We start from the raw sequence: 23442 nt of genomic DNA on the forward strand, positions 1-23442 counted from the left end.
CCGGGGCCCCGTCAGCCCTCCGCGGCGCCGCGGTCCACGAGCGTGAACACGCCGGCGGGGCTCGACGGATCGGGCTCGAGCGCGAGCCCGCCCTCCTGGTCCGCCACGACCACCCCCGCGGCGGACGAGATGTTCACCTGGTCCGGCTGGTCGAGGGTCGCGACGTCCACCTGCTGGTCCGGAGCGGCCGGGTCGCACGTCGCGACCGTGACGACCCCGTCGCCGGGCACGCTCAGGCACGACGGCTTCCCGTCGGTGGTGGCCGTGGTCCGCACCTGGAACGTCGCACCGTCCGGTACGAACACCCACGTGGTCGGGACGCCGCCGGCCTCCGCGGGGTCGGCCACCGTGGTGACGCCGCCCTCCACGGTCGTGGTGACCCACGCGCCGCCGTAGGTCTGGATGTCGACCTGGCGGGTGCCGGTCAGCAGCCCGTCGGGTGCGGGCGCGGACGCGGTGCCGCCGGCGGCGTCCTCGGTCGTCGTGACCGGCGGAGGCGCCGGCGTGGAGGCGTCGGCGCCGTCGGCCTCCGCGTCACCGCCGCTGCACGCTGCCGTCCCGACGACGAGTGCGCAGGCCGCGAGAGCGGACGCGATCGGTCGAGAGGCCCGGGACCGGGAGTGGGTGGGTGTCACGGGTGTCACGGTGTCCTCCTGAGGGTCGGCCGGGTCGCGGCTCGGTCGGCAGCAACCGCCGGGGCGAACGGGTCGGCACGCCCCTGACCTCGAACGTAACGAGACCGGTCGTGGATGCAACCGGGCGCAGCGCCCGACGGACGCACAGCTGGAGGCGCTGATGGGGCTGCTGACGGACGCGCTGGCGGGCCGGGACCCCGCCGCGCGCGCCGCCACGCGCCGCTGTACGGTCGCACGACCACAGCGAGAAGGGAGCCGGCCATGGGCTTCATGCGCAAGGCGATCACGAGCGGGATCGCGCTCAAGGCGGCCCGCGTCGTCGCCCGGGAGATGTCCAAGCCGGAGAACCAGCGCCGGGCCAAGGAGATGCTCGAGAGGGCCACGAAGCGCGGACACGCGCCGAGGACGGTCGGGCGGGGCTGAACCGGCGACGGCGAGGGGCGGACCCGTACCCGGGCCCGCCCCTCACCGTTGACGCGTCCTGCCGCGGCGCCGTCAGCCCTGCGTCAGGGGGGACAGCGTCTCGTCGTCCTTGTACACGTCGGCCGCGTTCTCCTTCGTCACGATCACCGGCGTCAGCAGGAACGACGGCACGACCTTGACCCCGTTGTCGTACGACTCGGTGTCGTTGATCTCCGGGTCCTCGCCCTTCTGCAGCGCCTGGATCTCCTTGATCGTCTGCGCCACGAGCTCGCGGGTGTCCTTGTAGATCGTCGAGTACTGCTCGCCGGCCATGATCGACTTCACCGACTCGACCTCGGAGTCCTGGCCGGTGACGACCGGGGTCTCCTTGCCCGCCTGCGCCACCGAGGTGAGCGCCGCGCGGCCGAGGGTGTCGTTCGGCGACAGCACGCCGTGCAGCTCCTCGGACCCGTACGAGCCGGCGAGGATCGTGTCCATCCGCTTCTGCGCGTTCTCGGCCTTCCAGCCCTGCGTCGCGACCTGCTCGAACGACGTCTGGCCGGAGACGACCACGAGCGTGCCGTCGTCGATCTTCGGCTGCAGGACGCTCATCGCGCCCTCGAAGAACGGCGTCGAGTTGGCGTCGTCGGGCGAGCCGGCGAGGAGCTCGATGTTGTACGGGCCCTCGCCCTTGCGCTCGGCCAGGCCCTCGAGCAGCGCCTGCCCCTGCAGGACGCCGACCTGGTAGTTGTCGAACGCGACGTACATGTCGACGGCCTCGGTGTTCTTCACCAGGCGGTCGTAGGCGATCACGTGGGCGCCGGAGTCGACGGCGGCCTCGAGCTGGGACCCCAGCTGCGAGCCGTCGATCGCGCCGACGACGATCACGCTGGCGCCCTGCTCGGTCATGGCCTGGATCTGGTTCTGCTGCTCGGTGACGCCGCTGTTCGCGAACTGCACGATCGGGTCGAACCCGGCCTCGGCCAGCCCGTCCTCGAACAGCTGCTCGGCGAGCACCCAGTTCTCCGACGTCTTCTGCGGCAGGGCGACCCCGATGGTGGCGTCGGCCGCGAAGCCGCCGCCGCTCTCGGACGACCCCGCGGTCTCCTCGGTGGACGAGCCGCCTCGCTCGGAGGAGCAGCCGGTCAGGAGGAGGGCTCCGGCGGCCCCGGCGGCGACCAGCGCCGCAGTCAGCTTCATCATGGGTGGTGTCACTCTTCCTGGTTGGGCACCCGCCGTTGGGTGCGGTCGAGCGTCGTGCCGGGGGTCCGGCACGAGGGGGAAAGGTGGGGGTCTGGGGGTCTGGTGCGGCGCGGCGGCGCGCGTCAGCTCCGCGCCAGCGTCTCGTTCTGCGACACCGGCACCGCGCCGGTGCCCGCGTCGCTGTCGTCCGGTCCGGGGCCCTCCGGCCGGCCGCGCCGGGCGCCCTTCATCAGCAGCCCGACGACGGACGGCCGACCCTGGACCTTGTTGTAGACGTCGAACGCGACGGCGGCGAGCAGCACCAGGCCCTTGATCATCTGGGTGCTGTCCGAGCCGACGCCCAGGAGCTGCAGGCCGTTGTTCAGCACGGCCATCACCAGACCGCCGATGAGCGACCCGACGACGGTGCCGACGCCGCCGGAGACCGCCGCGCCGCCGATGAACACCGCGGCGATCGCGTCGAGCTCCCAGTTGGTGCCGTCGAACGGCCCGGACGCGGTGGACCGGCCGATGAAGACGACGCCGGCCAGCGCCGCCAGCACGGACATGTTCATCATGACGAAGAAGTTCGTGCGGCGGATGTTGACGCCGGACAGTGCCGCCGCGACCTTGTTGCCGCCCACCGCGTAGACGTGCCGGCCGGTGATCGTGCGGCTGGAGACGAAGCCGTACACCAGCACGAGGACGCCGAGGATCACGCCGGACACCGGGAACGAGGTGCCGACGCGGCCGCTGCCGAACAGCACCGTGGCGTAGGCGATGACCGCGCCGAGCGCGACCATCCGCACGACCGACACCCACAGCGGGACCGGAGTGCCGCCGAGGCGGCGGGCCGAGCGGCGCCGCCGGAGCTCGCCGTAGACCACGCCCGCGATGGCCAGGACGCCGAGCAGCAGCGTCCAGTTGTTCAGCCCGGTGTCCGGGCCCCACTCGGGCAGGTAGCCGGCGCCGAGCGTCTGGATCTCCTCGGGCACCGGGACGGTGTTCGACTTGCCGATGTACTGGTTCGCGCCGCGGAAGAACATCATCCCGGCGAGCGTGGTGATGAACCCCGGGATGCCGACGTAGGCGACCCAGAACCCCTGCCAGGCGCCGATCGCCGCCCCGACGGCCAGGCCGAGCAGGATGCCCGCCCACCAGGGGATGCCCCAGTCCCGGATCGCCAGCGCCACGATGATGCCGACCACCGCGGCCACCGAGCCGACCGACAGGTCGATGTGCCCGGCGATGATCACCAGCACCATGCCGATCGCCAGGATCAGCACGTACGAGTTGCCGTTGATGATGTTCTGCGCGTTCGTGGGCGTGAGCACCTTCCCGCCCGTCGCGATCTGGAAGATGATCACGAGCGCGATCAGCGCGAACACCATGCCGAACTGGCGGGCACCGCCGCCGAACAGCTGCTTGAGAGACGTCATCGTCCGGTAGTCCTTCGTCGGGTTCCGCTGGATCAGGGGGTGGTGAGAGCCGGGGTGGTGCCGGTCATGAGCCGCATCAGGGCCTCCTGGTCGGCCTGCTCCCGGTCGAGGACGCCGGTGACCCGGCCCTCGAAGATCGTGTAGATCCGGTCGCACAGGCCGAGCAGCTCGGGGAGCTCGGAGGAGATGACGACGACGCCCTTGCCCGCGTCGGCGAGGCGCTGCACGAGCCCGTAGATCTCGTACTTCGCGCCGACGTCCACGCCGCGGGTCGGCTCGTCGAGGATGAGCAGGCCGGGCTCGGGGAACATCCACTTCCCGAGCAGCGCCTTCTGCTGGTTGCCGCCGGACAGCTTCGCGACGCCCTGCCGGACCGACGGCGTCCGGATGTTCAGCGACTTCCGGTAGTGCTCCGAGGCCAGGAACGCGGTGTCGGTGTCGAGCACCCGGTGCTTCGTGATCCGCTTGAGGTCGGCCGACACGATGGTGTCCAGGATGCTGTCCAGCAGGTTGAGGCCCTGGACCTTCCGGTCCTCCGGGACGTAGGCGATCTTGTGGTCGATGGCCTGCTGGACGGTGTGCAGCTCGACCGGCTTCCCGTCGATGAGGACCTGCCCGCCGCGGAACCGCCCGTACGACCGGCCGAAGACCGACCGCGCGAGCTCCGTGCGGCCGGCGCCCATGATCCCGGCGAAGCCCACGATCTCGCCGTGCCGGACCTCGAACGAGGACCCCTTGCAGACCATCCGGTCCGCGACCGTCGGGTGCTCCACCCACCAGTCGCGCACCTCGAAGAACGTCTCGCCGATGCTCGGCGTGTGGTCCGGGAACCGGTGGTCCAGCGACCGGCCGACCATGCCGCGGATGATCCGGTCCTCGTCGACCTCGCCCGCCCCGGCGTCCAGCGTCTCGACCGTCCTCCCGTCCCGGATGATCGTGATCGAGTCGGCGATCGCGGCGATCTCGTTGAGCTTGTGGCTGATCATGATGCTGGTCATGCCCTTGGCGCGGAGGTCGCGCAGCAGGTCCAGCAGGTGCGCGGAGTCCTCCTCGTTCAGCGCCGAGGTCGGCTCGTCGAGGATCAGCAGCCGCACGTCCTTGGCCAGCGCCCGGGCGATCTCCACGAGCTGCTGCTGGCCGACGCCGATGTTCTTGACCTGCTCGTCGGGGGACAGGTCGAGGTCGACGCGCTGGAGCAGCTCCGCCGCGCGCTCGCGGGTGGCGTCCCAGTCGATGCCGAGCGGCCCGGTGACCTCGTTGCCGAGGAAGATGTTCTCCGCGATCGACAGCTCCGGGATCAGCGCCAGCTCCTGGTGGATGATCACGATGCCGGCCCGCTCGCTGGACTTGATGTCCTTGAAGCGCACCTCCTCGCCCTGGTAGACGATCTCGCCCTCGTAGGTGCCGTGCGGGTAGACGCCGGACAGGATCTTCATCAACGTGGACTTGCCGGCACCGTTCTCGCCGCAGATCGCGTGGATCTCGCGCTCGCGCACCGTCATCCGGACCTGGTCCAGCGCCTTCACGCCGGGGAAGGTCTTGGTGATCGACCTCATCTCGAGGACGACGGGGGTGTCCAGCATCGTGCCTGCTCCCTGTGCCGCGCTGCACGGCCGGCGTCGGTGCCGGTCTGTCGAGCTCGGGGTGGACGCTAGGACCGCGGCGGGCTTCGCGTCAACCTCTGAAGGCAATGCTCGGCGCTGGCGTGACCAAATCGCAACCAAAGGCCGGTCGGGCGGTCGGGATCGCGGCAATCCAGGGTCGCTGGGGGCCGGTCGCGGGTTTGAACCGAGGATTGCCGACAACCTCTGAAGGCAATCCGATGTCGCGGTCGAAGTCAGTCAGCGCGTCGCCCAGGCCGGTCGCACCGGTCGGGTGGCCCCGGCGATCGCCCCGATGATCTCCTCCGGGGCCGACGTCGCCGCGTCGAACGACCCGTTGTTCCGGCCGTGCCGCAGCACCTCGATCCGGTCCGACACCGCCCGCAGGTCCGCCAGGTTGTGGCTGATGATCACGACCCCGAGGCCCATCTCGCGCAGCCGCTCGACCAGCATCAGCACCTCGGCGGTCTGCACCACGGACAGCGCGGCCGTCGGCTCGTCGAGCACGAGGACCCGCGGCCGCGTCGTCAGCGTCCGGGCGATCGCGACGGCCTGGCGCTGCCCGCCGGACAGCTCGCGCACGGGCGTCCGGACCGACGGCACGGTGATCGTCAGGTCCCGGAGGATCTGCGCCGAGGCCAGCTCCATCCCGTCGATGTCCATCGGGCTGTGCCGGGAGGCGCGCAGCTCGCGGCCGAGGAAGATGTTCGCCGCGACGCTGAGGTTCTCGCACAGCGCCAGGTCCTGGAACACCGTGGAGATGCCGAGGGCGTGGGCTGCTGCGGGGTTGGGGATGCTCACGGCGTCGCCGTCGATCTCCACCGTCCCGCTGTCGGGCTGCAGGACGCCGGAGATGATCTTGGCGAGCGTCGACTTGCCCGCCCCGTTGTCGCCGACCAGCGCGACGACCTCGTGCGCGTGCACCGTCAGGTCCGCGTCGGTCAGCGCCTCGACCGCGCCGAACCGTTTGGTGACCTTGCGCAGGGCGAGCAGGGGCGGGCCGCCGGTGTCGCGTCGGCCCTGCTGCTGCGTCGTCGTCCACTCCACGTCGAGTGCCACGGTCTCAGTCTCCGTCCGGACGGGGGGTCGGCGGGAGGGTGCCGAGGGTGTTCTCCAGCGCGAGCAGCACGGCGCCCATCACCTCGGCGTCCGGGCCGAGCTCCGCGGCGACCACCTCGAGCGGTGCGATGTGGTTCAGCGGCACCCGCCGCCGGATCGCCTCGCGCATCGGGCCGATCAGCAGCTCGCCGGTCTCCGCGAGCTCCCCGCCGACCACCACGCACTGCGGGTTCACCGCGATGGCCAGCCCGGCGACCACCGCGCCGATCGTGGCGCCGGCGTCCTCGACGACCTGGCGGCAGCCGGGGTCCCCGTCGTTGGCGAGGGCGACGATGTCTCTGAGCGTGAGTGAGCCGCGACTGGCGCGGAGCACCTCGATGAGCGCGGGGGCGCCGACGACGGTGTTGAGGCAGCCGCGGCTTCCGCACAGGCAGACGACGCCCTGCGCGTCGACCTGGACGTGGCCGATCTCGCCCGCCGTGCCGGCGAAGCCGCGGTGCAGGTTCTTGTTCAGCGAGACGCCGGCGCCGGTGCCGTGGCTCGCGCGGACGTAGACGGAGTCCTGGAAATGGCGGGTGGCGCCGAGGCGGCTCTCGGCCAGGGCGCCGAGGTTCGCGTCGTTGTCGACGAACACCGGAACGCCCAGGCGCTTCGACATCACCTGGGCGACGGGGGCGTCGTCCCAGCCGCGCAGGATCCCGGGGACCGAGACGGTGCCGGTCGCCGCGTCCACCGGGGCGGGGAGGCCGATGCCGATGCCGAGGAGCTCGTCCAGGCCGGAGCCGACGCGCTCGAGGATCTCGACGATGAGCAGGGCGGCGCGGTCCAGGCTGGTGTCCGCGCGGTGCTCGTGGGGGAGCGGGAGGGCCTGCTCGACGAGGACCTGGTGGGCCGAGTCGGTGAGCGTGATGCTCATGTGCCGGGTGCCCACGTGGACGCCGGCCGCGAGGCCCGTGCGGTGGACCATCGTGACGAGCATCGCGCGGCGCCCGTTGTGGATCGTGGCCCGGACGTCGACCTCGCCCGCCTGCTGGAGCTCGCGGACGATGTTGGAGACCGTCGCGGCGGACAGGCCCGTCGTTGCCGCCAGCTCGACCTGGGTGAGACCGCCGTAGCGGCGGATGGTGTCGACCACGGTGGCGCGGTTGGCTTCGCGCAGGGCGGTCTGGGAGCCGGCCATGTTTGGTGGGCCTCCCGTCCTGCCGCGCCGATGCTGGTGGGGGGAGGGTACTCCGGGGCGGCTCGGTGGCGGTGGCGCGCTGCTCCAGCGACCCGTGGACGGAACGTCCGTGGGGGTGGGGGCCGCGCCGTGTGGCGACCGAGGTCGGAGCTCGCCACGCAGAACGCCAGCGCTGGCTGCGCCCCCCTCGATAGCATCGCGTCGGACCGGAACCGGCGCAGGGGGATGATGGCGACGAACATGATGCGCGACGGGGACGGTGGTCAACAGCCGCTCACCACCCCGCTGCTGAGCACCGGCCAGTACACGGTCGACATCGACCAGCTGCGCAGCGTCGCCAACTCGGTGCTCGGATTGGCAGATCGGGTCCAGGCCGTGGGAACTCGACGATCGATGCACGCAGCCGCCGCCTACGGCTCGCCGCTGGCCACTGCAGGTCAGCAGTGGGCCGACAGGTACGCCTACCTCCTCGACGGCATCGCCGAGGACGTGGAGCACGCCGGTCACGAGCTCAGGGGGTCCGCCGACACGTACCTCGAAGTCGAGCTGAGCGTCGAGGCCCGTGCCAAGGGGATCCAGCGGCAGATGGACTCTGCCTGGTGAGGTCAACGGCCTTCGGGGCGACGTTGGCGACGTGCTCCGACGCGAGCCTCCTCGTGCCGGGGTCGGCGGCGTCCTTGCGTGCCGACGCGGACAACCTCGACCAGCAGGCGCGCGCCCTGGCGCAGCACGTCGTCGAGATCCGCGAAGCCGACGCCTCGTCGTGGACCGGTGCGGCCTCAGAGGGGTGGGCGAGCAGGCGAGAGCAGTACGCGCAGGCCCTGGACGCCGTCTCCCAGGTGCATGCGACCGCGGCCTCGACCCTCCGCCTGCACGCCGACGCGGTCGCGTGGGGGCAGGGGCGTGCCGAGGTCGCGATCGACTTCTGGGCCCGCGGGTGCGAGCTCCGCGATCGTGATCTCGGTCCCAGCGGCTCTCTGCTCGCCGCCGGGCTCGCCCGCACCGCTACAGATGCCGGGGCGCAGCACCGCGCCGCCGCAGAGGACGTGCTGGCATCCGCGCAGCAGCAGGTGCTCGCGTCGGCGCGCGCGGCGGCCGCGGTGCTCGACCAGCTCTCCGCAGACCTGCCCGACGGGAGGTGGCATCTCGGCGACTTCACGACAGGGATCCGGTCGTGGGTGACCGGCATGGCTTCGCTCGTCTGGAAGTTCAACAGCATCCGCGCGCTCGTCGACTCCCGAGGCCTGCTCCGGGATGGTGCCGACCTCACCGAGAGCGGTGCCGAGATGTACCAGGCGTTCACCGACGACCCGACAGGGACTACCCGGCGGCTGGCCGAGCTCGACCTGCTGCGCGATCGTCCGGCGCAGTGGTGGGGGCAGCTCAGCCCCGACATCGCGTTGGCTGCAGTCGGTGGAGCTGGGTTCGCGACCAAGGCCCTGCGCGGCGCCGCCGTCGCGGAAGAGGTCGCATCGGTCGGCGAAGACGTCGCGAACGCGACGCGACGCCTCTACCAGGCGGGATCCCGGTGGGAGAGTCCTGCTGAGCGTGCCCGCTGGCTGGACGACTACACACGCGGCCCGGTGGACTCCAACCCGAACCTCAGGCGGATCCCGCTGAGTGCGCCGGAGGACCTCTTCCAGCTCGGGCAGACGGGCCCGGTCGAGACGCTGATCAAGGGATCCGGCAAGGAAGCGTGGGCGGACGGTCTGACGCTCGACCCCGACGCGGTCGCAGCCGTCGAGATCAAGTTCAGCGGGACACCAGGGCGGTCGCCCTACACGGGGACGGCGCCATCGTTCGTGACGGGCCCCGTGATGGAGCAGTTCAGCGACCAGATCAGTCGCTATGCCGCCGTCATCGCCGACGACGCCAATCCAGTGGCACGGCTGCGCCTGGTGACGAACGAGCAGGCGGTCGCCGACTTCCTCGGGGAGCGTGCCCGCGCCATCCTGGGTCCGGACATCGACTTCCAGGTCGTGGTACGGCCGGAGTGCGGAGAGCTAGACGGTGAACGACTTGCTGATCGCTTCCCCTTCCGGGGGCGCCCTTCCGATCTCCCCGGAGGGCCTCCTGAACGCGCTGCACGCACGGTGGCCCGGGCACGTCCGCGTCAGCGATCCGACGTCCGGGGTGGCTCTCACGGCATGGGTCGACCCAGCAGGCGAGTCCCCGTTCTCGATCAGCCTGAACGATGCGGGCACCACGATGTGGGTGGACGGGACCCCGGAGCAGAACCGGGCGACCGCCGTGTGGATCCGATCGTTGCTCCCCGAGCCGGCTCCGCGGGTGATCGCATTCGACTCCGGATGGACGTGGCACGTCGATCTCGTCCCCGGTATCACGGGGAAGACGTTCGACGCGGCCGCTGTCGACCACTCGCTGCCCGGATGGGACGAGCGGGATCCGGAACTCGCGTGACCGTCGCCGGTGAGCGCGAGCCCGACTTGGACAGGTGCAGCCGGGCGTCGTCTCGTCGGTGAGACCAGTCGGTCCGCTGACAGGCACGCCGTGCGTGTCGGACGACGGCATCACACCAAGCTCGACGACACCGACGACAACCTGGTGGCGTCCTCGTACGCGCAGCTCGTCGGCCGGTCGCGATCGTCCGTTGACCCGGGTTCCAGATGGTCCTAGCGTCGCTCTCGACCGCACCGCCCCTCCGGGCCCCCGACCCCCTCCACGTCACGCACCAGGGTCGCCGCGCCGCGGGACATCGACGTCCCAGGGGGCGGCGCCGGCCGACGTGGACAAGGGGGAGTCACATGCGCATGCGTCAACTCCGTCGCGGCCTCGTGGGCGTCGTAGCCCCGCTCGCGGTCGCCGCACTGCTCGTCTCGGGCGGCCCCGCCGCCGTGGGCGCCGACGACACGACCGACCGCTGGGGTGGTGACAAGGGCGGTGGCCACCACGACACCGCCACGATCACGTCCGAGCCGTGGGGCGCCACCGAGGACGGCACCGCCGTCGAGCGGTACACGCTCAGCAACCGCGGCATGACCGTCCGCATCCTCACGTACGGCGGCATCATCCAGTCGCTGGAGGTCCCCGACCGTCGGAACAACCCGGTCAACGTCGTCCTGGGATTCAGCGACCTGCAGGGCTACATCGACAACAACAACCCCGGCCCGTACTTCGGGGCGATCATCGGCCGGTACGGCAACCGCATCGCGAACGGCCAGTTCGAGCTCGACGGCACCACCTACCAGCTGCCGATCAACAACGACCCGAACAGCCTGCACGGCGGCTTCAAGGGCTTCGACACCAAGGTCTGGACCGCCACGCCGATCCAGAACAACGGCACCGTCGGGCTCCAGCTCAACTACCTGAGCCCCGACGGCGAGGAGGGTTACCCGGGCAACCTCGACGTCCAGGTCACCTACACGCTGACCCGCGACCAGAAGCTCGAGATCCACTACACCGCGACGACGGACGCGCCGACGGTCGTGAACCTGACGAACCACACCTACTGGAACCTCCAGGGCGAGGGCACGTCCTCGATCCTCGACCACGAGCTCACCCTGCCGGCCAGCGGCTACACGCCGGTCGACCCGACGCTGATCCCGACCGGCGAGATCGCCGACGTGTCGGGAACGCCGATGGACTTCCGGTCGGCGACGCCGATTGGCGAGCGCATCCGTGAGCCGTTCGAGCAGCTGCTGTTCGGGCAGGGCTACGACCACAACTGGGTGCTCGACCGGCCCGACGACGGCAGCCTGCAGCTCGCTGCGAAGCTCCGTGACCCGGACTCCGGGCGGACGCTGAAGATGTGGACGACCGAGCCCGGCATCCAGTTCTACTCGGGCAACTTCCTGGACGCGACGCTCGTCGGCACCGGCGGGCACGTGTACCGGCAGTCCGACGGGCTGGCGCTCGAGACGCAGCACTTCCCGGACTCGCCGAACCAGCCGCAGTTCCCGAGCACGACGCTGCGGCCGGGCGAGACGTACGACACGACGACGGTGTTCGACCTGTCGAGGGGAGGGCGGCGGTAGTCGGCCTTCAGGTGCAGCCCCGGGGGCATCCGTTGGGAGGCGGGTGGCCCTGGGGTCTGTCCTGGCGCGAACCGGTCAAGCTGTCGGCGAGTGCGGGGCGTGTGCGCCTGGTCCTGTCGGTGGCGGCACGTACGATCGACGCCATGACGGGCATCCCCATGATCGACCTCTTCGCAGGCTGTGGCGGCATGACTCAGGGGTTCGTCGATGAGGGTTTCGAACCCCTGCTCGCGGTCGAGTGGGACAGGGCAGCGGCGGCCACTTACGCAGCGAACTTCGGCGAAGATCACGTGATCGCCGGCGACATCGCCCGCGTGGCCACCGAGCAGATTCCACAGGCGCGGGTCGTGATCGGGGGGCCCCCCTGCCAGGGGTTCAGCAACCTGGGGTTGAAGGATCTGAATGATCCGAGGAACCAGCTTTGGCGCGAGTACATGCGCGTCGTGGCTGCGGCAAACCCTGAGGTCTTCGTGATTGAGAACGTCGATCGCTTCTCCAAGAGCCCGGAGTTCCAGATGCTGCTCGCGGAGCAGGAGCACGGCGCGCTCCAGGGGTACGAGCTGACCCACGCCGTACTCAACGCCGCGGACTACGGCGTCGCCCAGCGGAGGAAGCGAACGATCGTCATCGGTTCTCGGGTCGGAAGAATCGAAATGCCGACACCGACGCATGCTCAGAAGCCGGTCGAGGGTAGCGGGCTCGCCCCGTGGAGGACGCTTCGCGACGTGATCGGTGGACTTCCCGTGGACCCTGCGTCGACCGAGCTGCCGGCATCGACGACAATGTTCTTCGGCGAGCCGATGCCTGGCACATTCAAGGGTCGCGACATTCATATCAAGCGCAACCCACTTCCCAAGAGTCGAGAGCGCTACTCGTATGTACCGCCCGGCGGGGGACGCTTCGACGTGCCGACGGAGCTCCTCCCGCGCTGCTGGCGAGAGAAGCCGACGGGGACCACGGATGTGATGGGTCGTGGGCGCTGGGACGCGCCTTCGGTAACCATCCGAACAGAGTTCTTCAAGCCGGAGAAGGGCCAGTATCTGCACCCACAGTGGGAGCCAGCTGCTGTCCAGGACCCCGGCTCACGGTGGATCAAGGGCGACCTCTCCCGCAGCGTGGACCGCGTCATAACGCATTACGAGGCGTCACTAATCCAGGACTTCCCCAAGGATTATCAGTGGGTAGGGACGAAGATCCAGATTGCGCGGCAAATCGGCAACGCCGTACCTGGCGGCCTTGCTCGGGCTATCGCTCGGCGAATCAAGCCGTACCTGATCTGAGTCGTGCTTGAGCGCGCGAGGAGTCAGTGCAACCCAAGAATCGCCGGAGATGTCGAAGCCCCGAGCGGATGCAAGCTCGAGGTCTTCCTTCCAGGTGCCGCACAGCAGCGTGAGGCCGTGCCGTTGCGCTACGAGCGGCTTGGCCTGACGCGCGCGGCGCATGGGGTCGCGATAGCCGGAGCACACGGTTTCGATCGATGACCGCGGGATGACGACATCGGGCAAGAAACCGAAGAGTTCGGTCAGGCGCTCGGTCTGACCCACTCGCGGGGCGAAGACGATGTCGAGCTGAGGGCGGGTCAGCCGCTTCAGTGGCTCCGGTGGGAGTGGCGTCCAGCCGAGCAGCGGGATCGCGTATTCGGTGAGCGCTGCACTCAGGATCCCTCGCTTGCCGTCCTTGTTCGCACCTTCCCGAAGCCAGGCTCTGTGGGTGCGCATGAGGAAGGCCCGGTGTCTCGCCTTCCCCGCATCGACCTGGAGCAGCAGACAGACCTCGCACTGCCCCTCCGTGGGAATCATCCAGCCTGACCGAACGGTTGCCTTGAGCTCGACCGGGACACCCACGATCGTGGTGTCGAGCGGGCGCTCCTTGACAAGCTTCAGCTCGTCAAGGACTCGGTACTGGAGCTTCGTGCCGACAGAGGCGCGCTCGTCCGAGTCCACGTCGGGGCTCATCAGGTCGAAACGACCGGTCCGAGAGCCGTCCAGCACGTATTTCACGGCGTCGTCGACGGCCCGAGTGAACGCGGCCTCGAGTGGCGAGGGCGTGAGCCATGTGAGCACCTGTTGCAGCCGCAGGTCCTCGTCCGGCGCCTCGAGGACGTGCGCCGCTCGTTCGCGTCCCGGGCGCGCGTCAGGCGTACAGACATGGCCAGGCGTAGCCAACGGCACCTTTGGCGTCGGCGAGATCGTCACAACTGGACCGTACCGGACCGAGGCCGATGCCGAGAGACGATGGGATCATGAAGACGAACGCGGCAACCAGTGCTCGAATGGCGCGGGTCCGGAACCGCGACACCGCCCCGGAGATGGCGGTCCGGCGCGAGCTCCATGGCCGCGGTCGACGCTTCTTCGTACAGCGCGCAGTGCTTCCGGGTCGCCGGCGGCCTGATCTCGTCTTCCCGCGCGCCCGCGTCGTCGTGTTCGTCGACGGCTGCTTCTGGCACTCGTGCCCCGAGCATGGGACGAAACCCAAGACGAACCCCGAGTGGTGGGCGGAGAAGCTTGCCCGCAACGTCGCCCGCGACCGGCAAACAGACGTGGACCTCGACGACGCCGGGTGGCACGTCGTGCGTGTCTGGGAACACGAATCGGCGGCAGACGCGTCCGATCGTGTGGAAGCCGCGCTGGCCCAAGCGGAGGCCAAGCGGGTGAATCCCTTCGCCGGAACCGTATAGGCGACGAACCTGACGGCATGAACCGCGCTACGGTCTTCGGCGTGCCTGCATCGTTCGCGAAAGACCTCTGCAAGGTCCGCGCCAACGGAAAGCCCAACACGTCGGATGCGAGCGACAAGCTCAGTGTCGCCGTAGGCGAGGAGCTCTTCCGCGTGCTTGGCGTGAACGCCGCTCGTAGCGACGAGAAGGACGAGCCCACCGGTGCTCAGTTCGCCCACCAGGTCGCTGCCGACCTGATGTCGAGGTTCCCGCCGGCAGCCGGGACGGTCGTTCTGCCTGAACGTAAGCTCTTCGAGTTCGACCAGTACCGACATGTCGGAGCGTTGCGCGGTTTCGAGCCAGGTCGGTCGAAGGAGTTCATCAAGGCATGGAAGCGGCTGACGTCTCACGCGCGAAAGGGAGCCTCAGGCGCCGCTCTCGCGCGCGTCGAGACTCTCATCGGGGACGTGGAGTCGGTCATCGACAGCGAAGCCGAGCATCTGTCGAGCCTCTTGGCCCAGGCAGGCGACGAATCGCTGCTCGGACTCGATCTGACGGTCTCGAGGGCCGTTGAGCCGCCCGCGCGACCACAGCTCGCCATCGGTCTGTCGCTCAAGTGGTCCTTGCGTACTGATCGAGCGCAGGACTGCCGATCGCAGGGCGCCAAGATGTCGGCACTCCGGCGCGGGCGCATGCCACATTTCGGTGTCCTCACGATGGAGCCGCGTCCCTACATGCTCAACCTGCTCGGCGGCGGGTCCGGAGACGTCGATTGCGTCTACCACCTCGATCTGCCCGCGCTGACGGCGGCCGTTGACACCGTGTATGTCGGCCCGAGGCGCACGGCGAGTCGCGACCTATTCCATCGACTGGTCGAGCAGCGTCGCGTTCGCGATTACGACGAGCTGGTGGCCGAGATCGCAGCCGTGTGACTGGGTCCTGGGGGTCATGCCCTCGAGGGAGTCGAATCCGGCGGGAGTTGCACTCCCTTAGGATCACCGCGCCCTGAGAGCTTCCCAACCGGCTCGCTGCACACGGGCGGCGAGGAACGTCCAGAGGGCACGGCGGTTGCGTCCGTGACGTCGGTCGACGATGTCACTACGGCAGGGGTACGCGACAGCCAGGATCTGCTACGCGCCAACGAGCCGCCCCCCGTGCTCTCCCGCACCCGCACCACGTGCGGCGCCGTCACCTCCACCGCCGCCACGTCCGGCTCCGCGATCCGCGCCGCGATCCGCCCCACGGCCTCCCGCGCGATGAACGGCGTGTCCAGCGACACCGTCGACAGGGTGGGCCGCGAGTACCGCCCCTCCTCGATGTCGTCGATCCCGATGACCGCGACGTCCTCCGGCACCCGCAGCCCGGCGTCGAACACCGCGCGCATGGCACCCATCGCCAGCAGGTCGGAGTAGCAGAAGATCGCGTCGGGCCGGTCCGAGAGCCGCAGCAAGACCGAAGCAGCCGCGTACCCGTCCGCCCGCCGGTAGTGCGCGGCTGCCCGCAGCAGCTCCGGGTCGACCGGCACCCCGGCGGCCTGCAGCGCCCGCTCGTATCCCGTCGTCCGCTGCTGGGGCGTCGCGTACGACTCCTCCGGCTGCGCGCCGATGGCCGCGATCCGCCGGCGCCCGATCGACAGCAGGTGTGAGACGGCGTCGAACGCGGCCTGGACGTTGTCGATGGCGACGTGGTCGTACCGGCCGTCGAAGTCGTGCTCGCCGAGCAGCACGAGCGGCAGCGTCGACGAGCCCTGCATCTCCAGCAGCTCCGCGCGGGTGACGAGCGGGCTGAACAGGACGCCGTCGAAGAGCATGGTCCGGTCGGCGCCGGTGAGGAGCTGTCGCTCGCGCTCGTGGTCGTGGCCGGTCTGGTCGACCATGACGCGGTAGCCGAGGTCGGCGGCGGCGTTGATGACCTCGCGGGCGAGCTCGGCGAAGAACGGCACGTCGATCTCCGGGACCACCAGGGCGAGGACGCCGGTGCGGCCGGTGCGCAGGGTGCGGGCGACGGGGTTGGGGCGGTAGTCGAGCTCCTCGATGGCGGCGAGCACGCGGCTGCGCATGCGCTCGCTGACGTGCGCGTAGCCGCTCACGACGTTGGAGACGGTGCGCACGGAGACCTGCGCGTGCTCGGCGACGTCCCGCAGCGTCGCGGCCATGGCACCCCCTTCGTCGGTCCACCGCCAGGGTAGGGGTCTTGCCAACGTGTGCAAAGCAGGTCTAGTTTGCACACGTTGGCAAAACCGGTGCGACCCCCCGCGCCGGACCGACCCGCTCGCACGAGGGAGTGCTGATGCACCCGACCCACCGGCCCCGCCGCACCGCCGGGCCCCGCTCCATCCGGCCGCGCAGGCACCGCCTGCTCGGGATCGCCGCCGGCACGCTCGCCGCGGCGACCGTCCTGGCCGCCTGCGGCCCGTCCATCTCCGGCGGCAGCGGCACCGATGAGACCGCCGCCGCCGACGACACCCGCCTCCAGGCCCCGGCCGGTGACAGCCCCAGCGGCGAGATCACGATCTGGGACCGCTCCGGCGACCTGTTCGAGGTGTTCGACGCCGTGATCGACGACTTCAACGAGGTGTACCCCGACATCGTCGTGCACCACGAGGCCGTCGACATCGACGCGAAGCTGCAGAACACGCTCATCACCGAGACCGACGTGCCCGACGGGGTGTTCCTCGACGACGCGAAGGTCGCCGGGTACGCCGACTACCTGTGGGACCTGTCCGACGTGCTCGACCCGTACGTGGACGACATCGCGCCGCAGAAGATCGACGTGAGCTCGCTCGACGGCGGGATCTACGGCGTGCCGTTCGACCTCGACCCGGGCCTGCTGTTCTACAACGCGACCGCGCTGGAGGCGGCGGGCGTCGACGCCACCCAGATCGCGACCTACGACGACCTGCTGGAGGCGGCGCGGCAGTACCAGGCCGCGGTGCCGGGCGCGAAGCCGATCCACCTGGAGCAGAGCGCGTTCCTCGGGCAGCTGCAGCTCGAGATGTACGCGAGCCAGCTCGGCACGAGCATCGCCGACGAGGACGGGGAGCTGCGGATCGACTCCGACGAGTACCGGCAGATCCTCGGGTGGCTCGACACCGTCCAGAAGGAGGGTCTCGGGACCCGCGCGGAGTACCTGTCGCCGAGCGACGTCGGCCCGCTGGAGAGCGGCCAGCAGGTGTTCTACCCGTGGGCCATCTGGTTCAGCTTCGCCCCCGAGCAGCAGCTGACCCAGACGTCGGGCGACTGGCGCGCGATGCCGCTGCCGGCGTGGGAGGAGGGCGGCGCCCGGTCCGGTGCGATGGGCGGCTCGTCGTTCGTCCTGCCGAAGGCGGGGGAGAACGCCGACCTGGCCTGGCTGTTCTACGAGTTCCTCATGTACGACGAGGCCGGCTACACCGCGGTGTGGGGCCCGAACGACGTCTACCCGAACGGCCTGGCCACGTCGATCCCCGCGTACGCACCCGCCGCCGACCCGGAGCAGCCGCTGTTCGGGCCCGTCGCCGGGCTGGGCGACCAGGACCTGTGGACCACCGCCGTCGAGGCGGGCGCGCAGATCCCCGGCGGCGCTCCGACACCGGCGTGGTGGGCGGGCGCGGTCGACTACCTGGGCACCGACGTGCAGCGGATGCTCGACGGCGAGCTCACGCCGGACCAGGTGATCGAGCAGTCGACGGCCGACATCCAGGCCAACCTCGTGGACCGGCAGTGACCGCAGTCGCTGCCCGCACGACCCCGGTCCGCGGCAGGCGCCCCCACCTGCCGCGGGCCGTGGCCCCGTACGCGTTCGTGCTGCCGTTCGTCGCGGTGTTCGTGGCGTTCAGCGTCTACCCGATGATCTTCACGCTGCGGCTGTCGTTCACCGACTGGCGGGGCTCCGGCGCCGCGCAGTGGGTCGGGCTCGACAACTACGCGTACCTGCTGGGCAACGAGGCGTTCTGGTCCTCGCTGGGGAACTCCGCGGTGCTGTGGCTGCTGATCGTGCCGGTGCAGATGGTGCTGGCGCTGGTGGTCGCGGTGCTGCTGGACAACGCGAGGACCAGGATGCGTGGGTTCTACCGGGTGGCTTTCCTGGTGCCGTTCGTGACGCCGCTGGTGGCGGTCGCGCAGATCTGGGTGGTCGTGTTCGACCGGGACTACGGCGCCGTCAACGGGCTGCTCAACCTCGTGGGCCTGCCGGACGTCGGGTGGCTGACGACGACGCAGTGGGCCAAGCCGACCCTGGCGCTGCTGTTCCTGTGGAAGACCACCGGCTTCATCGTGATCATCCTGCTGTCCGGCCTGCAGTCGATCGACGGGGCGGTGTACGAGGCCGCCGCGATCGACGGGGCGTCGCCCGCCCGGCGGTTCGTCAGCATCACGGTGCCGCTCGTGCGCCGCACGCTGATGTTCTCCGTCGTGCTCCAGACGCTCGCCGTGTTCCAGATGTTCGCGGAGCCGTTCGTCGTCACCGACGGCGGGCCGTACGGGTCGACGACGACGGCCGGCCTGCACCTGTACGACCACATCAACCGGGCCGACCTCGGCACCGGCGCGGCCAACTCGTTCCTGCTGGTGATCGTCGTCATGGCGCTGTCGCTGGGGTTCGTGCGCCTGCTGCGGACGGAGGACTGACATGGTGACCGCACCCGCTCCGGCCCGACCCCACGTGCCCGCCCGGCCCGCGGACCGTCCGGCACCCGTCCGGCGCCGCTGGGTCGCCACCGGGCCGCTCGGCACGCAGCTGCTGCTCGGGCTGCTCGCCCTGGCGTTCCTCGCGCCGGTGGTCTGGGCGCTGGTGTCGGCGTTCAAGCCGGCCACGCAGATCGTCAGCGACCCCCTGGGCCTGGACCCGTCGGCGCTGACGCTGGAGAACTTCCGGCGGATGTTCGCCGACGTCCCGATCGGGCAGGGCTTCGTCAACACCGCGGTCGTCCTGGCAGTGAAGGGCTCGATCACGCTGTTCTGCGCGCCGCTCGCGGCGTTCGCGTTCGCGAAGTACACGTTCCGCGGCCGGGACCTGCTGTTCGGCACCGTGCTCATCACGCTGATGCTGCCGACGATCGTCCTCATCATCCCGCTGCTGCTGGAGATGAAGGAGCTCGGCTGGGTCAACACGTACCAGGCGCTGATCCTGCCGGGGGCGGTCGACGCGTTCGCAATCTTCTGGATGCGCCAGGTGATCGCCGCGGTCCCGGACGAGCTGCTGGACGCCGCACGCGTCGACGGCTGCACCGAGTTCGGCATCTTCTGGCGGATCGTCCTGCCGGTGATCCGGCCGGCGCTCGCGGGCCTCGCAGTGCTGACCGTCATGAACATCTACAACGACTTCGTCTGGCCCGTCATCGCCGCCTCGTCCGAGCGGATGGCGACGCTCCAGGTGGTGCTGTCGACCCTCGCGCAGAACATCACCGGCAACCGCATCGGCGCCGACTACGCCACCGTCACCGGCGAGCTGCTGGCCGCCGCGTCGATCGCGCTGGTCCCGCTCCTCATCGCCTTCATCGCCCTCCAGAAGCACTTCATCAACGGCATCCTCGCCGGAAGCGTCAAGGGCTGATCTCCCCGTCCTCCCCGAAAGGCCACGTCCCGATGAGCTCCGCCCTTCCCCGCGCCGAGTACCCGCGCCCCGACCTCGACCGCTCCGCCCGCTGGGCGTCCCTCAACGGGACCTGGGAGCTCGACCTGCCGGACGGCACCGTCCCGGTGGTCGTGCCGTTCGCGTGGGAGACCGCGGCCTCCGGCGTGGCGCGTCCGTGGCTGGAGCACGCGACGTACCGCCGCACCGTCACCGTCCCCGCCGGCTGGGCCGGGTCGCGGGTGGTGCTGTGCTTCGGCGCGGTGCACCACCGGGCGCAGGTCCGCGTCGACGGGGTGCCGGTGGCCGAGCACGTCGGCGGGTACACGCCGTTCGAGGTCGACGTGACGGACACGCTGGCGCCCGGCCGGGAGGGGACCGTCGAGGTCGAGGTGCACGCGCCGGCCGACAAGCGGTCGATCCCGCACGGCAAGCAGCGCTCGATCCCGCGCGACGACTACGACGGCGTCTCGTTCACGCCGACGTCGGGCATCTGGCAGAGCGTGTGGCTCGAGGCGCGCGGCCGGACGTACGCGACGTCGGTGGCGCTGCGCGGCGACTCGCTCACCGGGTTCGACGTCGCCGTGCGGCTCGCGGGCGACGCCCCGGCGGGCGCGCGGGTGGTGGTCGAGGTCGTGGAGGGCTCGGGCGCCGGAGAGCGGATCGGTCTGGTCGCGGACGCGCACGGGTCCGCGACCGGGCGGGTCGAGATCCGCAACCCGCGCCTGTGGGGGCCCACCGACCCGCACCTCTACACGCTCGCGGTGACGGTCGACGGCGGCACGGGGGAGCCCGACGTCGTCCGGGTGACCGGCGGGCTGCGTCGGATCGAGACGCGGGGCGAGCAGCTGCACCTCAACGGCGAGCGGCTCTACGTCACCGGCGTGCTCGACCAGGGCTACTGGCCCGGGTCCGGCCCGACCGCGCCGTCCGAGGCCGCGCTGGTCGCCGACCTGGAGCTCGCGCGCGACCTCGGGTACACGCTGGTCCGCAAGCACATCAAGCTCGAGGAGCCGCGCTGGCTGCACCACGCCGACCGGCTGGGCCTGCTCGTGTGGGCGGAGCCGCCGGCGCCCAGCCGGTTCAGCGAGGAGGCCGCCGCGGCGTTCGAGGCGCAGCTCGCGCCGATGGTCGAGCGCGACGGCAACCACCCGTCGATCGTGATCTGGGGCCTGTACAACGAGGAGTGGGGCCTGGACTGGGACATCCCCGGCTCCTCGTCCCGGGCGGCGGCGGCAGTCCGGGCGTACGACCTGCTGCGGTCCCTCGACGACACGCGGCCGGTGGTGGAGAACTCCGGCTGGTCGCACGTGCGGACGGACCTGGTCGACTGGCACTACTACGACGAGGACCCCGAGACGTGGGCGGCGAACCTCGCGGCGCTCGCGGACGGGTCGCGCGAGGAGTTCCCAGTCAAGCTCGGGGTGGACTTCGTGGTCGACAAGTCGTTCTACGGGTCGCCGTCGCACCCGCGCAGCGGCGTCCCCGTCCTCAACAGCGAGTACGGCGCGGGGTTCACCAGCCTGGAGCGCGGCTGGCACCTGCGCTGGCAGACCCAGGAGCTGCGGCGGCACGACCGGTTCGCCGGCTACGTGTACACCGAGCTCACCGACGTCGAGCACGAGATGGCCGGGCTGCGCGACGCCGACCGGCGCGCGAAGGACCTCGGCGGCGTGGACCCCCGCGACGTGAACGCACCGACGACGCTGGTGCTCGACCTCGTGCCGGCCTGCGCCGGGGCGGACATCCCGGTGCCGGACGCGTCGCTGGACCTGGACGTGCACGTGTCGCACCACGGGACCGGGCCGCTGCTCGGGCGGGTGCGCGTCGCGTGGGTGCAGGCGGGGACGCCGTTCGGCGACGTGCCGGTGGCGGCCGGGGCAGAGTCGGAGCCCGTGAAGGCCGAGCCGTTCCTGCTCAGCGGCGCGGTCCGGGTGACCGTGCCGCCGGCCGGACCGGTCGCGTCGGCGCGGCTGCTGGTGTGGCTGGTGGACGAGGACGACCGCGTCCGGGCGCGGACGTTCGTGGACGCCGCGCCGATCGAGGCCCCGAACCGGCGGGGGGCTCGAGTGGTCTGATGGCCAACTCATGCTGGCCAGCCCCACGTTGCCTCGTCCACGTCGTCTCAGATGACGTCGGCGCCACCACCGACGGCGCGAGGTGCCGCGGCCTGCGACGTAACGGCTCCACGAGGTCGTTCCGTGTGTCAGGCCGAGGTCTTCCGTGGAGTCTGAGCTACTCCTCGCCGGCAGGCGCCTAGATCCGGCGCTGACCCTCCGCCTGTGGGATGCGCTCCGCCGCCTGCCTCGCCAGCTCGTCCCGCTCGGCTTCGGAGAGCGAGTCCCACTCCGTCGCCATTCGCTGGACGGCAGGCCGCACTGCTTCGTCGAACGCGGGTGTACGTGCGACCTCACGCAGCGTGCGCCTGCCCGCCAGGACGTCATCGAGCAGCGCCGCCAGCTCGGTGCCCCTCGCCCGGTCCCGGAGGATCGACACCTGGGCCCGGAGGTGCCGGTCCCACGCGGGGTCATGCGCCGTCAGTCCCAGAAGAGGAGGAGTGCTCTCGTCGCTCATGGCACCAACCTGTTGTTGTAGCTCCCGGCGGGGAGCGGGTGGGTAGAGAAGCCGTGGATCGACCCGAGGTAACCCGCCGCCAGGCCGACGAGTCCGTCGACCATCGTCACCGCCTTGCCGTGCACCTCGATCACCTGCATCCACGTCCGTGCCACCTGGACGATCGTGTAGGCCGCACCCCCGCCGGCGACGATGCCGCCGACCACGGTCCACGACGACGCGGCGGCGACGGCGAGCTCGATGGCCGCAGCGATGGCCAGGTCCAGCATCAGCCCGATGAGGGAGACGAGCGTCTCCTGCGTCGACTTCATGCCCTGCGCGACGTTGTTCACCTCACGTGCGATCGACGTGAGCGGCTCCGCCTGCTGCGCGACGGACTCCTCGAACCGGGAGAAGTAGGCGCTGGCGGCAGCGGCTGCCTCACCGCTCCATCCGGACTCGAGCTCCGTGCGCGCGGCCTTGATCTCCTGCGCGAGCCTTTCGTGGAAATCGGCGAGGTTGTTGAGTGCGCTCGCCGCCGTCGACATGCGCTCCCAGTCACCGGACAGGTTCTCCGTGAGCCACTCGACGGGGTTGGTCCCGCACGCCTTCTCGATCACCACAAGGAGCCAGTAGCTGGGGGACACGAGATCCGGGAAGTGCATGATCGTCGACACGATGTCGGGGATGGGCGCCGACGGTGTCGGTGCCGCCAGGGCCGCGGCGGGGTCGCTCATCGGGGGGTCTGGTTCCCGGCGCTGCTGGGGATCGCGCCGCCCGAGTAGTAGAGGCGGTCCATAGTCTGGCGCGTCCGGTCGTCGCTCGAGCGGTACAGGTCAGCGGTCGCGCTCAGCTCCGCGGCGGACGCCTGCAGAAGCTGGCTGAGGCGGTTCAGCTCGTCCGCCATGGCACTGCGGACGTCCTCGAGCACTCCGGTCGCCTGCAGGAAGATCCCGCTGTCACCGAATCCGTCCAGCGTCACGTGCTCATCGAGATAGGACCGCGCTGTGGCGACCGCAGGCTCGAGGCCCGTCAGGATGCCGCTTGAATTGGTCAGCACTTCTTCGCTGACGTTGAAGCCCACGTCACTGCCCCCTTCATCGAACGTCGGGATGCTAACAGCGCAGCAGAGGGCCACGGCCGCGCACTCACCCGTGTGTAGGTACTGGTCACGGGCACGAGCGACGTCG

General features: G+C 70.5%; 21 protein-coding genes and 1 pseudogene. 11 read left to right on the forward strand and 11 right to left on the reverse strand.

The genetic code is table 11. The features are described 5' to 3' along the window. Positions 1-11: 11 nt before the first annotated feature. The gene (locus KJP73_RS02150) at positions 12-635 is read right to left on the reverse strand and encodes a hypothetical protein (RefSeq protein WP_213281114.1); all 624 of its coding nucleotides are present in this window, start codon (positions 633-635) and stop codon (positions 12-14) included. A gap of 261 nt (positions 636-896) precedes the next feature. On the opposite strand from KJP73_RS02150, the gene KJP73_RS02155 reads away from it, so the two are divergent. Beyond that, a complete protein-coding gene (locus KJP73_RS02155) occupies positions 897-1058 on the forward strand; it encodes a hypothetical protein (protein WP_213281115.1) in 162 nt (53 codons plus the stop codon). Between the two features lie 72 nt (positions 1059-1130). Here the strand turns inward: KJP73_RS02155 and KJP73_RS02160 are convergent, their stop codons facing one another. The 5 genes from KJP73_RS02160 to KJP73_RS02180 form a co-directional block, all read right to left on the reverse strand. After that, the gene (locus KJP73_RS02160; protein WP_433995136.1) at positions 1131-2240 is read right to left on the reverse strand and encodes a substrate-binding domain-containing protein; all 1110 of its coding nucleotides are present in this window, start codon (positions 2238-2240) and stop codon (positions 1131-1133) included. A gap of 122 nt (positions 2241-2362) precedes the next feature. After that, the gene (gene mmsB / locus KJP73_RS02165; protein WP_213281116.1) at positions 2363-3658 is read right to left on the reverse strand and encodes a multiple monosaccharide ABC transporter permease; all 1296 of its coding nucleotides are present in this window, start codon (positions 3656-3658) and stop codon (positions 2363-2365) included. A 32-nt stretch (positions 3659-3690) separates the two neighbouring features. Continuing rightward, positions 3691-5241 carry a multiple monosaccharide ABC transporter ATP-binding protein gene (gene mmsA, locus KJP73_RS02170; RefSeq protein WP_213281117.1) on the reverse strand — a complete coding sequence of 517 codons (1551 nt, stop codon included), beginning with the start codon at positions 5239-5241 and terminating at the stop codon, positions 3691-3693. A 258-nt stretch (positions 5242-5499) separates the two neighbouring features. Further along, positions 5500-6306: an ATP-binding cassette domain-containing protein gene (locus KJP73_RS02175; RefSeq protein ID WP_213281151.1), complete on the reverse strand. Its 807-nt coding sequence runs from the start codon at positions 6304-6306 to the stop codon at positions 5500-5502. A gap of 16 nt (positions 6307-6322) precedes the next feature. Continuing rightward, positions 6323-7498, reverse strand: coding sequence for an ROK family transcriptional regulator (locus KJP73_RS02180; RefSeq protein WP_213281118.1), 1176 nt, complete (start codon positions 7496-7498; stop codon positions 6323-6325). A 228-nt stretch (positions 7499-7726) separates the two neighbouring features. Between KJP73_RS02180 and KJP73_RS02185 the strand changes: the two genes are divergently transcribed. The 4 genes from KJP73_RS02185 (at position 7727) to KJP73_RS02200 (ending at position 12773) form a co-directional block, all read left to right on the forward strand. Continuing rightward, positions 7727-8101 carry a hypothetical protein gene (locus KJP73_RS02185; RefSeq protein ID WP_213281119.1) on the forward strand — a complete coding sequence of 125 codons (375 nt, stop codon included), beginning with the start codon at positions 7727-7729 and terminating at the stop codon, positions 8099-8101. Next, complete coding sequence (locus tag KJP73_RS02190) at positions 8098-9981, forward strand: putative T7SS-secreted protein (RefSeq protein ID WP_213281120.1); 1884 nt, start codon at positions 8098-8100, stop codon at positions 9979-9981. The genes KJP73_RS02185 and KJP73_RS02190 overlap by 4 nt, the downstream gene beginning before the upstream one ends. 282 nt (positions 9982-10263) lie before the next feature. Beyond that, a complete protein-coding gene (locus KJP73_RS02195; RefSeq protein WP_213281121.1) occupies positions 10264-11493 on the forward strand; it encodes an aldose epimerase family protein in 1230 nt (409 codons plus the stop codon). A 143-nt stretch (positions 11494-11636) separates the two neighbouring features. Continuing rightward, complete coding sequence (locus KJP73_RS02200; protein ID WP_213281122.1) at positions 11637-12773, forward strand: DNA cytosine methyltransferase; 1137 nt, start codon at positions 11637-11639, stop codon at positions 12771-12773. Between the two features lie 75 nt (positions 12774-12848). On the opposite strand, the pseudogene KJP73_RS19160 reads toward KJP73_RS02200, so the two are convergent. Then, positions 12849-13688: pseudogene (locus KJP73_RS19160) on the reverse strand (NaeI family type II restriction endonuclease); the annotation flags it as partial. 47 nt (positions 13689-13735) lie between these two features. Between KJP73_RS19160 and KJP73_RS02205 the strand changes: the two are divergent. Both KJP73_RS02205 and KJP73_RS02210 read left to right on the forward strand, forming a co-directional pair. Continuing rightward, on the forward strand, positions 13736-14170 hold the full coding sequence (locus KJP73_RS02205; protein ID WP_213281123.1) for a very short patch repair endonuclease: 435 nt from the start codon (positions 13736-13738) through the stop codon (positions 14168-14170). Between the two features lie 41 nt (positions 14171-14211). Next, complete coding sequence (locus KJP73_RS02210) at positions 14212-15081, forward strand: NgoMIV family type II restriction endonuclease (protein ID WP_213281124.1); 870 nt, start codon at positions 14212-14214, stop codon at positions 15079-15081. 14 nt (positions 15082-15095) lie between these two features. Here KJP73_RS02210 and KJP73_RS02215 read toward each other — a convergent pair whose 3' ends face one another. Beyond that, positions 15096-16304, reverse strand: a complete 1209-nt coding sequence (locus KJP73_RS02215; RefSeq protein WP_213281125.1) for a LacI family DNA-binding transcriptional regulator — start codon at positions 16302-16304, stop codon at positions 15096-15098. A 134-nt stretch (positions 16305-16438) separates the two neighbouring features. Here KJP73_RS02215 and KJP73_RS02220 point away from each other — a divergent pair, with 134 nt between their 5' ends. From KJP73_RS02220 to KJP73_RS02235, 4 genes are read left to right on the forward strand one after another with little or no spacing between them, the layout of a single operon-like run. Continuing rightward, entirely contained in the window at positions 16439-17854 is a 1416-nt protein-coding gene (locus KJP73_RS02220; RefSeq protein WP_213281126.1) for an ABC transporter substrate-binding protein, read from the forward strand. Beyond that, entirely contained in the window at positions 17851-18756 is a 906-nt protein-coding gene (locus tag KJP73_RS02225) for a carbohydrate ABC transporter permease (protein WP_213281127.1), read from the forward strand. The genes KJP73_RS02220 and KJP73_RS02225 overlap by 4 nt, the downstream gene beginning before the upstream one ends. Before the next feature lies 1 nt (position 18757). Then, on the forward strand, positions 18758-19681 hold the full coding sequence (locus KJP73_RS02230) for a carbohydrate ABC transporter permease (RefSeq protein ID WP_213281128.1): 924 nt from the start codon (positions 18758-18760) through the stop codon (positions 19679-19681). A 32-nt stretch (positions 19682-19713) separates the two neighbouring features. Continuing rightward, complete coding sequence (locus tag KJP73_RS02235) at positions 19714-21777, forward strand: glycoside hydrolase family 2 protein (RefSeq protein WP_213281129.1); 2064 nt, start codon at positions 19714-19716, stop codon at positions 21775-21777. Positions 21778-21955: 178 nt separating this feature from the next. Here KJP73_RS02235 and KJP73_RS02240 read toward each other — a convergent pair whose 3' ends face one another. Genes KJP73_RS02240 through KJP73_RS02250 form a run of 3 tightly spaced genes read right to left on the reverse strand, consistent with a single transcriptional unit; the run spans position 21956 to position 23336 of the window. Next, on the reverse strand, positions 21956-22273 hold the full coding sequence (locus KJP73_RS02240; RefSeq protein ID WP_213281130.1) for a hypothetical protein: 318 nt from the start codon (positions 22271-22273) through the stop codon (positions 21956-21958). Beyond that, positions 22270-22989 carry a WXG100 family type VII secretion target gene (locus KJP73_RS02245; protein ID WP_213281131.1) on the reverse strand — a complete coding sequence of 240 codons (720 nt, stop codon included), beginning with the start codon at positions 22987-22989 and terminating at the stop codon, positions 22270-22272. Before KJP73_RS02245 ends, KJP73_RS02240 begins: the two co-directional genes overlap by 4 nt. After that, complete coding sequence (locus tag KJP73_RS02250; RefSeq protein ID WP_213281132.1) at positions 22986-23336, reverse strand: hypothetical protein; 351 nt, start codon at positions 23334-23336, stop codon at positions 22986-22988. The genes KJP73_RS02245 and KJP73_RS02250 overlap by 4 nt, the downstream gene beginning before the upstream one ends. Between the last annotated feature and the right edge of the window lie 106 nt (positions 23337-23442).

Source organism: Cellulomonas hominis, from assembly GCF_901521055.1.
Taxonomy (GTDB): domain Bacteria; phylum Actinomycetota; class Actinomycetes; order Actinomycetales; family Cellulomonadaceae; genus Cellulomonas; species Cellulomonas endometrii.

Excerpts from the sequence above, each read along its gene's own strand:
- KJP73_RS02215 (WP_213281125.1), bottom strand. The coding sequence starts at position 16,304 with ATGGCCGCGACGCTGCGGGACGTCGCCGAGCACGCGCAGGTCTCCGTG.
- KJP73_RS02220 (WP_213281126.1), top strand. The coding sequence starts at position 16,439 with ATGCACCCGACCCACCGGCCCCGCCGCACCGCCGGGCCCCGCTCCATC.
- KJP73_RS02230 (WP_213281128.1), top strand. The coding sequence starts at position 18,758 with ATGGTGACCGCACCCGCTCCGGCCCGACCCCACGTGCCCGCCCGGCCC.
- KJP73_RS02160 (WP_433995136.1), bottom strand. The coding sequence starts at position 2,240 with ATGATGAAGCTGACTGCGGCGCTGGTCGCCGCCGGGGCCGCCGGAGCC.
- KJP73_RS02235 (WP_213281129.1), top strand. The coding sequence starts at position 19,714 with ATGAGCTCCGCCCTTCCCCGCGCCGAGTACCCGCGCCCCGACCTCGAC.
- mmsB (WP_213281116.1), bottom strand. The coding sequence starts at position 3,658 with ATGACGTCTCTCAAGCAGCTGTTCGGCGGCGGTGCCCGCCAGTTCGGC.
- KJP73_RS02205 (WP_213281123.1), top strand. The coding sequence starts at position 13,736 with ATGAAGACGAACGCGGCAACCAGTGCTCGAATGGCGCGGGTCCGGAAC.
- KJP73_RS02155 (WP_213281115.1), top strand. The coding sequence starts at position 897 with ATGGGCTTCATGCGCAAGGCGATCACGAGCGGGATCGCGCTCAAGGCG.
- KJP73_RS02240 (WP_213281130.1), bottom strand. The coding sequence starts at position 22,273 with ATGAGCGACGAGAGCACTCCTCCTCTTCTGGGACTGACGGCGCATGAC.
- mmsA (WP_213281117.1), bottom strand. The coding sequence starts at position 5,241 with ATGCTGGACACCCCCGTCGTCCTCGAGATGAGGTCGATCACCAAGACC.
- KJP73_RS02245 (WP_213281131.1), bottom strand. The coding sequence starts at position 22,989 with ATGAGCGACCCCGCCGCGGCCCTGGCGGCACCGACACCGTCGGCGCCC.
- KJP73_RS02200 (WP_213281122.1), top strand. The coding sequence starts at position 11,637 with ATGACGGGCATCCCCATGATCGACCTCTTCGCAGGCTGTGGCGGCATG.
- KJP73_RS02185 (WP_213281119.1), top strand. The coding sequence starts at position 7,727 with ATGGCGACGAACATGATGCGCGACGGGGACGGTGGTCAACAGCCGCTC.
- KJP73_RS02180 (WP_213281118.1), bottom strand. The coding sequence starts at position 7,498 with ATGGCCGGCTCCCAGACCGCCCTGCGCGAAGCCAACCGCGCCACCGTG.
- KJP73_RS02195 (WP_213281121.1), top strand. The coding sequence starts at position 10,264 with ATGCGCATGCGTCAACTCCGTCGCGGCCTCGTGGGCGTCGTAGCCCCG.